The organism is Bifidobacterium sp. LH_450 (assembly GCF_056356715.1).
Map to the genome: position 1 here is coordinate 25,676 of NZ_JBKEUU010000003.1, position 12,027 is coordinate 37,702.

The 12,027-nt window shown below is 64.7% G+C and carries 6 protein-coding genes; all 6 read right to left on the reverse strand.

The features are described 5' to 3' along the window. Nucleotides 1–12: 12 nt before the first annotated feature. The 6 genes from AC1AXT_RS05015 to AC1AXT_RS05040 all read right to left on the reverse strand — a co-directional run bounded on the left by AC1AXT_RS05015 (nucleotide 13) and on the right by AC1AXT_RS05040 (nucleotide 11,760). The gene (locus AC1AXT_RS05015; RefSeq protein ID WP_476541254.1) at nucleotides 13–2,088 is read right to left on the reverse strand and encodes an ABC transporter ATP-binding protein; all 2,076 of its coding nucleotides are present in this window, start codon (nucleotides 2,086–2,088) and stop codon (nucleotides 13–15) included. Continuing rightward, complete coding sequence (locus AC1AXT_RS05020) at nucleotides 2,085–4,097, reverse strand: ABC transporter ATP-binding protein (protein ID WP_476541256.1); 2,013 nt, start codon at nucleotides 4,095–4,097, stop codon at nucleotides 2,085–2,087. The genes AC1AXT_RS05015 and AC1AXT_RS05020 overlap by 4 nt, the downstream gene beginning before the upstream one ends. Beyond that, nucleotides 4,090–4,611, reverse strand: a complete 522-nt coding sequence (locus AC1AXT_RS05025) for a MarR family winged helix-turn-helix transcriptional regulator (RefSeq protein ID WP_476541257.1) — start codon at nucleotides 4,609–4,611, stop codon at nucleotides 4,090–4,092. Before AC1AXT_RS05025 ends, AC1AXT_RS05020 begins: the two co-directional genes overlap by 8 nt. A 181-nt stretch (nucleotides 4,612–4,792) precedes the next feature. Continuing rightward, nucleotides 4,793–5,371: an NADPH-dependent FMN reductase gene (locus AC1AXT_RS05030; protein WP_476541259.1), complete on the reverse strand. Its 579-nt coding sequence runs from the start codon at nucleotides 5,369–5,371 to the stop codon at nucleotides 4,793–4,795. Nucleotides 5,372–5,510: 139 nt separating this feature from the next. After that, nucleotides 5,511–6,788 carry a glutamate-cysteine ligase family protein gene (locus AC1AXT_RS05035; protein ID WP_476541261.1) on the reverse strand — a complete coding sequence of 426 codons (1,278 nt, stop codon included), beginning with the start codon at nucleotides 6,786–6,788 and terminating at the stop codon, nucleotides 5,511–5,513. Between the two features lie 64 nt (nucleotides 6,789–6,852). Further along, entirely contained in the window at nucleotides 6,853–11,760 is a 4,908-nt protein-coding gene (locus tag AC1AXT_RS05040) for an acyl-CoA dehydratase activase-related protein (RefSeq protein ID WP_476541411.1), read from the reverse strand. Nucleotides 11,761–12,027: the final 267 nt, after the last annotated feature.

The window sequence follows — 12,027 nt, forward strand, 5'->3', positions numbered from 1 at the left end:
TGGGGGATGGCGCTACTCGAATTCGACGGCGCCGGTGTAGAGCTGGTAGTACTCGCCGTGCTGGGCGATCAGCTCGTCGTGGCTGCCGCGCTCGATGATCCGGCCATGGTCGAGGACCATGATGACGTCGGAGTTGCGCACGGTGGAAAGCCTGTGGGCGATGACGAACACGGTGCGGCCCTTCATCAGGTTGTCCATGCCAGCCTGGACGACCTCCTCGGTGCGGGTATCGATCGACGAGGTGGCCTCGTCGAGGATCATCGCCGGGGTGTTGGCCACGGCGGCGCGCGCGATGGAGATCAGCTGGCGCTGGCCCTGGCTCAGGCCCGAGCCGTCGCCCTTGAGCACGGTGTTGTAGCCGTCGGGCAGCATGCGGATGAACGCGTCCGCGTTGGTGAGCTTCGCGGCGGCGATGCACTCCTCGTCGGTCGCGTCGAGCTTGCCGTAGCGGATGTTGTTCATCACGGTGCCGGTGAACAGGTTGACGTCCTGCAGCACGATGCCCAGGGAACGGCGCAGGTCGGGCTTGCGGATGTTGTTGACGTTGATGCCGTCGTAGAGGATCATGCCCGACTGGATGTCGTAGAACCGGTTGATCAGGTTCGTGATCGTCGTCTTGCCGGCGCCGGTCGCGCCGACCAGAGCCATCTTCTGGCCCGGCTTGGCGAACCAGGTGATGTCGTGCAGCACGACCTTGTCCGGCGTGTAGCCGAACGTCACGTCGGTGAAGCGCACGTCGCCGCGCAGAAGCGTGAGGCGTCCGTCAGGCGACGTAATCGCCTGTTCGCGCGCCTTCTTGGCCACTTCGTAGGCGGCCGGCGAGAGCGTCCTGGCGTATTCCATCGAGCGGCGGCCGTCGTCGCCGGGCTCGCGCTTCCATGCCCAGTGGCCGGTGACATGGTCAACTTCCTTCATCGTGCGGCCGTCCGGCCCAAGTTCGACGTTGACGAGCGTGACGGTGCCGTTGTCGGTTTCGCTCGGCGCGTCCATCAGCGCGAAGATGCGCGATGCGCCGGCGAGCGCCATCATCACCATGTTGAACTGCTGCGAGACCTGGCCGATCGGGTTCGTGAACGAACGCGAGAGGGTCAGCAGCGAAATCGTCGTGCCGAGCGTGAACGAGCCGATGCCGGAGAAGCCGAAGTTGCCCCAGCCGCCCAGCGCCGCGGCGCCGCACAGCAGCGCCGTGATGACGTAGAGGATGTAGCCGAGGTTGCCGACGACCGGCATCGTGATGTTGCCGTAGATGTTCGCCTTCGAGCTCGCCTCGTACAGCGCGTCGTTCTTCGCGTCGAACTGGGCCTGCGTGGCGTCCTCGTGGTTGAAGACCTTGATGACCTTCTGGCCGTTGACGGACTCCTCGACGAACGCGTTGACGTCGCCGAGCTCCTTCTGCTGCTTGACGAAGTAGCGGCCCGAGCGGCTCACGAGCGCCTTGATGACGATGAGCATGAGCCCCGCGTACACCAGGATGAAGATGGCGTAGGGGATCGAGAGCATCATGATCGAGATGAACGCGGTGAGGGCCGTGATGGCCGAGCTGAACATCTGCGGGAAGCTCTGCGAGATGGCCTGGCGCAGCGTGTCGGTGTCGTTCGTGTAGCGGCTCATGATGTCGCCATGCTCATGGGTGTCGAAGTAGCGGATCGGCAGCGTCTGCTGGTGCGCGAACATGTCGTCGCGGATGGCCTTGAGCGTGCCCTGCTCGACGGTGACGAGCAGGAAGCTGTAGAGCCACTGGGCGACGGTGCCGACTGCGTAGAGCACCGCCATCATGACGAGGGCCTCGATCAGCGGCGTCCAGTTCGGATGGTCCTTGCCGACGAGCGGCAGGATGTAGTTGTCGATCAACGTCTGCAGGAACAGCGAGGAGCCGGCCTGCGCGACCGCCGCCAGCAGGATGCAGACGATGACGGCGATGACATGCCACTTGTAGCGGAAAATGTACCCGAAGATGCGCTTGATGGTGCCGGGCGCGATCTTGTCGCGCTTGGGCGTGCCCCCGCGCATGTCCGGTTCGGGGTTGCGGTCGGCGTCGTTGAGCACCGCTTCATCGGTGACGTCGGCCATGGGTGCCGTTGCGGTCATTTGGTTTCACCTCCCAGGAGATTCACGTCGTGCGAAGCGCCTTCCTTCGGCGCGTTCGGCGCGGGTTCGATAATGCATTCGTCGTCCTCGCCCAGATCGGAGGCCTTGAGCCCTGCGGCTTCGGCTTCCTGTTCGTGCCAGTCGGCGGCTTCCTTGACCAGGTCGGGCGTTTCGTGCGCCTGGGTCTGCGACTCGTAGATGCTGCGGTATTCCTCGCAGCGTTCGAGCAGCTCCTCATGCGTGCCCTTGTCGAGGATGCGGCCTTCGTGCAGCACGACGATCAGGTCGGATTCCTGCACGGAAGCGACGCGCTGGGCGATGATGATCTTCGTCGTGTCGGGGATTTCGTTGCGGAACGCGTCGCGGATGAGCTTGTCGGTCTTCGTGTCGACGGCGCTCGTCGAATCGTCGAGGATCAGGATCTTCGGCTTCTTCAGCAGCGCGCGGGCGATGCACAGGCGCTGGCGCTGGCCGCCGGACACGTTCGTGCCGCCTTCCTCGATCCACGTATCGTACTTCTTCGGGAACTCCTGGATGAAGCCGTCGGCCTGCGCGAGCTGGCAGGCGTGCACGATCTGCTCGTCGGTGGCGCTCGGGTCGCCCCACTTGAGGTTGTCCTTGATCGTGCCGGTGAACAGCACGTTCTTCTGCAGCACCATCGCCACTTCGTCGCGCAGCGATTCGAGCTCGTACTTGCGCACGTCGAGGCCGCCGACTTCCAGCGAGCCGCCGGTCACGTCGTACAGGCGGGGGATGAGCTGGACGAGCGACGACTTGGCCGAGCCGGTGCCGCCGACGATGCCGACGGTCATGCCGCTCTTGATGTGCAGGTCGATGTCGTCGAGCACCGGGCGCTCCGAAGTGCCGGAATAGCGGAACGATACGTGGTCGAAGTCGATCGAGCCGTCCTTGACGGCCGTCTTCGCGTTGTCCGGGTCGGTGACGGTGGGTTCCTCGATGAGGATTTCGGTGATGCGTTCGGCCGAGGCGCGCGAGATGATGACCATGACGAAGATCATCGAGAGCATCATCATCGCCATCATGATCTGCATCGCGTAGGTGACCAGCGCCGTCAGGTCGCCGGCCGTCATGCCGTAGGCCGCGTTGTTGCCGGAGGCGACGATCTGCTTGGCGCCGATCCAGGCGATCATGATCATCGACACGTACATGCACAGGCTGAACAGCGGCGAGTTGAGCGACAGGCAGCGTTCGGCCTTGACGAAGTTCTTGTAGATGCGCTGGCTGATCTTCGAGAACTTGTGGATTTCATGCTCTTCGCGGTTGTAGCTCTTGACGACGCGCACGCCCTGCAGGTTTTCGTCGACGACGTTGTTGAGGTGGTCGTACGTGTGGAACACGCGCTCGAAGATCGGGTGGACGTACCAGGCCATGCCGCACAGGCCGATTCCGAGCACCGGGATGCAGGCCAGGAACACCATCGAGATGCTGTGGCTGATGCGGAACGCGAAGATCCACGCGGCGATGAGCATGACGGGGGCGCGCACGCCGACGCGGATGATCATCTGGTAGGCGTTCTGCACGTTCGTCACGTCGGTCGTGGAGCGGGTGATGATCGAGCCGGTCGAGAACTTGTCGATGTTCGTGAAGCTGTAGGACTGCACCTTCTTGAACACGTCGTGGCGCAGGTTCTGCGCCAGGCCAGCCGAGCCGATGGCGGCGTAGCGGCCGGCCATGACGCCGGCGCCCAGGGACACGCAGGCCATGGCGAACAGCAGCCCGCTGTACTTCCAGATCTCCCCCATGTTCTGGCCCGTGATGCCCTTGTCGATCAGCGTCGCCATGATCGTCGGGATCAGGATTTCCAGGACGCCTTCAACGATGACGAACAACGGGCACAGGATGCTTGGCCTGGCGTATTGGCGCAGCGATTTGGCCAGCGTGCCGATGACCGGCGTGCCCTTGGGCAGGTTCGCTTCGTCGGTTTCGAATGCAAGGTCGTCATCCGACCGGCCGCGGCCGGTGGCGCCCTGCACGGTTGCGCTACTCATACCTCTTCCTTTCTTCTTCGTGGTCCTTCACTTGCCTGGCGCACTCGGCGCCGATTTTCCCTGATTCGAGGAGGTTGCGCTTCATGGCGAGCAGCTGGTCGATGAACATGCGCCGTTCCTCGGCGCTGAACCCTTCGAACAGCTTGTCTTCGAGCTGGTCCGCGTTGTCTTCGAGCTGGTGGGCGATCGACTTGGCCTGGTCGGTCAGCACGATGCGCTTGAGGCGCGCGTCGCGTTCCACCGAACGACGCTCGATCAGCCCCTTGCTTTCCATCAGCCCCAGCACCCGGGACGCCGTCGAACGCGTAATGGAGAACCGCCGTTCGATGTCGTTCTGGAAGATCTCCTCGTCGGGGTGCTTGTCAAGAAACACGATGATCTGCATGTTGGCGCCGCTCAGGCTGCGGGCTTCCTGCGGCGTCGTGACGCTCAGGTAGCGGCCGATCAGGTTGTGCAGCGAACGGATCAGCACGCTTGGCCGGTACTCACCTTCCGGTTTCTCTTGCCCTTGCATGATGCCTCTTCGTTTCTGGTCTTTGCAGGGCACAGCCTAAACCCGTGCACATACAACAATTGCATATGCAACAGTTGCATATGCAATCTTTTCTTCCCAGAACGGCTCCCCAGAGCCGCAACACACCCACCCTACGCAAAAGCCCCCGCGCATGCGGGGGCTGCTGCTTATCAGGCAAGGATCAGCGGTGCTTGCCGTCGTGGCGGTTGAGGTCGACGAAGTCGAGGAAGCCGTTGGCCTGCATCTGGATGGCCTGGACGTCGGACTCGGTCATGACCCACTCGCCAGTTTCGTAGGCTTCCTTCGGCACGGACAGGCCCACTTCGACCGGGTAGACGATCATGCCGTTGGCTTCGAACAGGTTGCCCAGCTCGACGCGGCCGATCATGGAGCCGAAGCCGCCGATGCCGGTGATGGCGACCGGCTTGTGGAACAGCACGGTGCGGCCGTCCTTGACGGTCTGGTCCTCCGGCATCGTCAGCCAGTTGAACAGGTTGGCGACGGCGACCGGCATGGCCTCGTGGTTCTTGGTGGTGAACACCCACACGCCGTCGGCCTCGGCGAACTTGTCGCGGATGGCGAGCGCGGCTTCCGGAGCCGGGAACGGCTCGTCGATGTTGATCATCGGCAGGTCGGAATAGTCGACTTCGATGACGTCGACGCGGTCGCCGAGCGCGGCGATGGCCTCGCGGGCCATCTTGCCTTCGAACGAACCATCCTTCAGCGAGCTTTCAACGAATGCAATCTTTGGACGTGCCATAGTATGTATCCTCCATTTCGGCGCCTTCCGCACAGCGCGCCGAAATGGCGAGCCCCTTCAGACGGAAAGCGTATGTCCTTGCTCTCCATCTTCCCCGCCGAAGGGGCGTTTCACAGCATAAATAGCCAACGGTGAACAATCAGCGCTGGAAGACGTCGGGGTGGGCCCGGTCGCCGGGGACGTCACAGAGCGTTCCTTCGACGCCGAGGAATTCGCGCCAGAATTCCAGCGGGTTGCCGTACGGCTGCGCGTCGGCGCCGCGGGCCTGCAGCGTCGCCTTCGCTTCCAGCACGTCGGCTTCGCGCACGCCGTCGAAGTACGCGCACAGGTCGGCGAACTTCGCCGGATCGTAGAACAGCGCGCCAACGATTTCGGTGAGCCGTTCGGCGCGCTCGACCGGCAGCGAATCCCAGTGGCGCAGCTCGATGAAGTTCTTCAGCCGCACGTCGTTGAAATGCGTCGACAGCACGTGGTTGATTTCGTATTCATTGAGATTGCGGTCGGGGTAGATTTCCGCCGCGTTCTCGCGGAAGGCCGCGCGGTGCAGCTCGCTTTCCGGCAATCCGGCGGCTTCCGGCGTATGCGTCAGGTCGGCGAACATCATCGGCGTCGACAGCACGTCGACGGCGTAGTCCTCCCAGCCGAAGCGCGGGTCGAACAGGCCGGGGATGACGTTCGTGCGGCCGAAGTCGAGGTAGTCCCACATGCGCTGGCGCAGCAAGGGCCACGGGTTCTCGACGCCCTCGAAATACGGCGAGTTGCGGAAGAAGTAGGCGAGAATCGGCCCGATGGCGGTGCCGATGCGCAGCTTGGCGATCGAGTCGGCTTCGTCGGCGTAGTCGATGCTCACCTGCGTGGAGGCGGAGGCGCGCATCATGCACGGGCCGAACTCCCCCATGCGGCCGAGGAAGTCGGTCATCGCGTCGTAGCGGGCCTTCGGGTTGACGGGGATGTCGAGCGCCTGCGACTTCGGCTGGTAGCCGTAATGCACCAGGCGGAAGCCCAGCCGCTCGAGAATGGGGTCGGTTTCGCGGCGGAACTGGCCGTAGTATTCGGTCAGCTGCGCCGGCTCGGCGAGCACGCCGATCGACGTCTCCACCTGGCCGCCGGGTTCGAGCGACACCGAAATGCCGTCGCGCGCCAGCCCGACCAGATGGCCGTTCTCCCAGTACTCCCGTTCGGGGTCGTAGTAGCGGCGCAGCTCCATCAGCAGCGTCTCGATACCGTTCGGCTCATAGTACGTCACGGCGGTATCGTCGCCGTCATGCACCGGCAGATGCTCGATTTCCACGCCATACCCGTAGGGCGGCGCGATGCTCGCCCCGCTTTCGAAGAACGCGAGCAGGCTTTCGACGTGCTTCGGATTCGGCTTTCCCAGCATGTGCGCGTAGGAGACGCGCGGAGGCAGTGTGCTCATGGTTCGCCAGTGTACCGAACGCGCACCGTCTTGCGCTACAACATGCAGAAAAAATGAACGCCCTTCAGTCGACGGCGAGTTCGGGGCCTAGCTTTTCGGCGCTGCTCTGGCGGGACTCGCGCTGGGCCTTCTTGGCGGCGGCGATCATCAGCTTGATGCGGTTGAGCTGGTTCGCCTCCGAAGCGCCCGGATCGTAGTCGATCGACACGATGTTCGCCTCCGGGTACAGCCGGCGGATCTTGCCGAACATGCCGCGTCCGGTGACGTGGTTCGGCAGGCAGGCGAACGGCTGCGCGCAGATGACGTTCGGGCAGCCGGACTCGATCAGCTCGATGATCTCGGCCGTCAGCAGCCAGCCTTCGCCGGCCTGCACGCCGATCGACGTGACGTCGGCAGCCTTCTTGACCAGCTCCGGCATCGGCAGGTCCTGCTCGAACTTGCCGTTCGACTTCGCGAGGGCGTCGCGCACCGGCTTCATGTACACGTTGAGCCCCGCGCGCATGATCGCGTAGACAGCCTTGTTGCCGCCCATGCCCAGGTGCTTCTCGTTCCAGTCGGTGATGTACGGGCGGGTGGTCATGAACTCCATGATGCCCGGCACGACCGCTTCGCACCCCTGCGACTCGATGACGTCGACGACGTGGTTGTTCGCGTCCGGATGGTACTTGACGAGGATCTCGCCGACCACGCCGACGCGCACCTTGCGTTCCTCGCCGGTCATCTCGATGGCGTCGAACGTCTCGACGATGCGGTGCGCCAGCTGCGAGTAGGTCCACCGGCGCTTGCCGTACACGCGCGCCGCCGTCTCGCTCTTGCCATGGTTGAGGAATGTTTCGCGGATGATCGTGTCCCACTGCTCGCGCAGCGCGTCCGTCTCGCCCTTGCGCTTCTCGTACGGCCGGACGCGGTAGAGGCACTTCATCAGCAGGTCGCCGAGGATCAGCGCCTTGAGGGCATTGTGCGCCATCGGGATCGTCGGCGTGAAGCCCGGGTTGTCCTCGAGGCCCTGCGTCGAGATGGCGATGACCGGGATCTGCGGATACCCGGCGTCGACGAGCGCCTTGCGGATCAGGCCGTAGTAGTTCGTTGCGCGGCACATGCCGCCGGTCTGCGTAATCGCGAGCGCCGTATGGTCGGCATCGTACTTGCCGCTTTCGATGGCCGCGATGAGCTGGCCGATCGTCATGATCGCCGGATAGCAGGCGTCGTTGTTGACGTACTTCAGGCCGGTCTCGACGTCGCCTTTGTCGGCGGACTTGAGCACCTCGAACTTGTAGCCGCCGGACTGGATGGCCGCTTCGACGAGCGAGAAGTGGATCGGGCTCATCTGCGGGGCGACGATCGTATAGTCCTTCTTCATCGACTTGGCGAACGGAATCTTGTGCGAGTAGTTCGTCAGCGTCGCGTTCGTGCGCTGCTTCTTCCTTGCCCCGGATTCCGCGCCGCCGGCCGCCTGCTTGGCTTGCGCCCGGCGCGAGGCTTCCTTGACGGCTTTCGTCAGCTCCGGGGAATTCGCGATGACCGAATCGAGCAGCACCTGGCGTCCCGGCGTCGGCGCCTCGGAACCGGTCTTGCGGAACTCGCCGCGCCTGTCGGCCGGGGCCGGCTGCGCGGCCTTCGCGGCGTCGTAGCGGGCCTGCGCCTCTTCCAGCGCGCGCTTGGCCGCGGCAAGTTCGGCGGCGGCAATCTCGGCTTCGCTGGAGGAAGCCGGCTGGGAAGAGGAATCTTCCGGCTGCGCGGAAGCGTTGCGTTCGCGTTCCTCGACGGCGGCCTTCAGCGAGCGCAAACGAATCTTCGCGGCGCCGAGATTCGAGACTTCGTCGATCTTGAGCATCGTGTAGACGTCGGCCTTGTCGGCGAGGATCTCGGACACCTGGTCGGTCGTGATCGCGTCGAGGCCGCAGCCGAAGGAGTTGAGCTGCACCATTTCCAGGCCCGGGTAGGAGGCGACGAAGTTCGCCGCCGTATACAGGCGCGAATGGTAGGCCCACTGGTTGGTGACGCGCAGCGGCATGCGGGTGACGGTGCGGTCGCCGACGTGGCGGAAGCCTTCGGAGCTCTTCGCCGCCGGGTTCAGCTCGCCGTCGGCCAGGAACGGCGTCAGGTCGAGCTTCTGTCCCGGCTCAAGCTCGCAGATCGAGTCCTCCGAAAGCACGACCATGCCCAGCGAGCAGATCGTTTCAGGGATGCCGTGGTTGACTTCCGGGTCGACGTGGTAGGGGCGTCCGGCGAGGACGATGCCGCGGCAATCGTGTTCCTTCATATACGCCAGCGCGCGCAGGCCCTCGGTCTGCACGTCGTTCTTGAACACCTTGTCCTCGGCGTACGCGGCGGCGACCGCGGTTTCGGCCTCCTCGCGCGTGACGGAAGCCCAGGCGAACTCCTCGACGATGCGGTCGACCATCAGCTCATGGTTGGCCATGTTGAAGTAGGGGCGCATGTAGCGGATGCCGCTCTGGCGCAGCTCGGGCATGTTCGCGCCGATGACGACCGGGTAATTCGCCACGATCGGGCAGTTGTAGTGGTTGTCGGTGTTCTCGACGAGGTACTCCTCATAGGAGACGCACGGGTAGAAGATGGTCGTGATGCCCTTGTTCACCAGCCACTTGATGTGCCCGTGGACGAGCTTGGCCGGGTAGCAGATGTTCTCGGAGGCGATCGACTCGATGCCGGTTTCGAACAGCTCGTGCGAGCTGCGGCCGGAAATGACGACCTTGAAGCCCAGGCTGGTCAGCAGCGTGAACCAGAACGGGTAGTTCTCGTACATGTTGAGCACGCGGGGAATGCCGATCTCGCCGCGCGTGGCCTTCTTGTCGGTCAGGCGGCGGTAGGCGAACGCGCGCTTGTACTTGTAGTCGTAGAGGTTCGGGCGGTCGCTCCGCTGCTTCTTCGCGTCGCCGCCGCGTTCGCAGCGGTTGCCGGTGACGTACTTCGAGCCGTCGCCGAACGTCGTGATCGTCAGCTTGCAGTGGTTCTGGCACAGCTTGCACACGTCGCGTTCGCTGCTCATCGTCAGCTCGTCGAGCGCCTCGCCGGACAAGACGGAGGAGGCGGTGTGCGCGACGCCGTCGATGTCGACGGTGGGCTGCGCGGCCGCGTCGGCGCCCTGGTCGTCGGTGTCGTCGGCGACGTCGTCGTAGTGCATGCGGGCGGTGAGGGCGGCGCCGTACGCGCCCATCAGGCCGGCGATGTTCGGGCGCGTCACCTCGCGCTCGGTGAGCAGCTCGAAGGCGCGCAGCACGGCGTCGTTGAGGAACGTGCCGCCCTGCACGACGACGGTGTCGCCCAGCTCGCCCGAGTCGCGAAGCTTGATGACCTTGTACAGCGCGTTGCGCACGACCGAATAGCACAGGCCGGCGGCGATGTCCTCGATCGTGGCGCCTTCCTTCTGCGCCTGCTTGACCGAGCTGTTCATGAACACCGTGCAGCGCGAGCCCAGGTCGACCGGGTGCTCCGAGTTGAGCGCGGCCTGCGTGAACTCCTCGATGGTCAGGCCCATCGACTGGGCGAACGTCTGCAGGAACGAGCCGCAGCCGGACGAGCAGGCCTCGTTGACGGCAATCGAATCAATGACGCCGTCGGCGATGGCCAGGTACTTCATGTCCTGGCCGCCGATGTCGATGACGGCGGTGACGCCGGGGCTGACCATTTCGGCGCCGCGGTAGTGGGCCATCGTTTCGACGACGCCTTCGTCCAGATGCAGGCCGGTGGTGATCAGGCCCTCGCCATACCCCGTGGCGCACGAGCGGGCGATCCACGCGCCCTCGGGCAGCTCGCGCTGGATGTCCTTGACGATGTTGATGGCGGCCGTCAGCGGGCTGCCTTCGTTCGTCGCGTAGCTCGACCAGACGATTTCGCGGTCGTCGTTGACGAGCGTCGCCTTGATGGTGGTGGAGCCGGCGTCGATGCCGAGGAAGTGCGGGCCGGTGGCCCCCTCAAGCGTGCCGGTGTGGACGTGCTCGCGGTGGTGGCGGGCGTTGAACGCCTCGCGGTCCGCTTCGGTCGGGAACAGCGGCGGCATCGTCGCCGTGTTCGCCGGCAGGCTCTTGAGCTCCTCGAGCGCGGCGATGACGTCGCCGAGCGGACGCGCGGCGGCGCTCTGGCCGTCCTCGAGGCTGTCGGGCTCGCCGACCGTCAGCGCCGCGCCGTACGCGACGTACAGGTGGGCGTCACTCGGCGTGATGAACTCGTCGACCTTGCCGTCGAGCGCGCGGCGGAACGCCTCGCGCAGCTCGGACATGAAGAACAGCGGGCCGCCGAGGAACACGACGCGGCCGTGGATCGGGCGGCCGGACGCCAGGCCGGCAATCGTCTGGGTGGCGACGGCGGTGAAGATCGACGCGGCCAGATCGGGCTTGGCGGCGCCGTCGTTGATCAGCGGCTGCAGGTCGGTCTTCGCGAACACGCCGCAGCGCGAGGCGATCGGGTAGAGCGTCGAATACTGCGCAGCCATCGCGTTGAGCCCCTCGGCGTCGGTGTCGAGCAGCGTGGCCATCTGGTCGATGAACGCGCCGGTGCCGCCCGCGCACGACCCGTTCATGCGCTGTTCCGGCGTGGGCTTCAGGTACGTGATCTTCGCGTCCTCGCCGCCCAGCTCGATGATGACGTCGGCCTGCGGATAGCATTCGTCGATGGCGCGCGTTTCGGCGATCACCTCCTGCACGAACGGCACGCCGAGCTGCTCCGCAAGCGCCAGGCCTCCGGAACCGGTGATGGCGAGCGCCGCCGGCTCGTCGCCGCGCCCCTGCTCGCGCAGCGTGGCGAGGATGTCGCGCAGCAGCCCCTCCATCGTCGCGCGCACGTTGGCGTGGTGGCGCCGGTAGTCCGAGAAGAGGACGTCGCCTTCCAGCGCATCGCCGGTGACGTCGAGCACGACGGCCTTGACCGTCGTCGAGCCGATGTCGAGCCCTATGCGGATCGTACGGGCTGCCGCATCCTCCTGCGCCGCGCCATATGCGGCAGTGCCGGAAATCGTTGTGGCATCATTTCGCGTTTCCACCATGCATACCTCTCGTCTGTTGAGGAAGGCATTGCCAAGGCGCCAGCCCGCGCGTCCATTCCCTACGGCAAAACCTCAATCGTATCCACTCTAGACCAGCCGCCGGTCCAATCTTGGGAAGAATCCCACGAGACGGCACGCAACGTGACCGAATTCACGGTTTCCTCACCTCGCTGCGCAAATCTTGGGGATCAGTCGAGATTCTTTCAGCGAACATTCCAGCGGACCCAAGGCAACCCG

Bases quoted from the DNA above. Each gene is read 5' to 3' on its own strand.
- AC1AXT_RS05015 (WP_476541254.1), bottom strand. From the start codon at position 2,088: ATGACCGCAACGGCACCCATGGCCGACGTCACCGATGAAGCGGTGCTC.
- AC1AXT_RS05020 (WP_476541256.1), bottom strand. From the start codon at position 4,097: ATGAGTAGCGCAACCGTGCAGGGCGCCACCGGCCGCGGCCGGTCGGAT.
- AC1AXT_RS05025 (WP_476541257.1), bottom strand. From the start codon at position 4,611: ATGCAAGGGCAAGAGAAACCGGAAGGTGAGTACCGGCCAAGCGTGCTG.
- AC1AXT_RS05030 (WP_476541259.1), bottom strand. From the start codon at position 5,371: ATGGCACGTCCAAAGATTGCATTCGTTGAAAGCTCGCTGAAGGATGGT.
- AC1AXT_RS05035 (WP_476541261.1), bottom strand. From the start codon at position 6,788: ATGAGCACACTGCCTCCGCGCGTCTCCTACGCGCACATGCTGGGAAAG.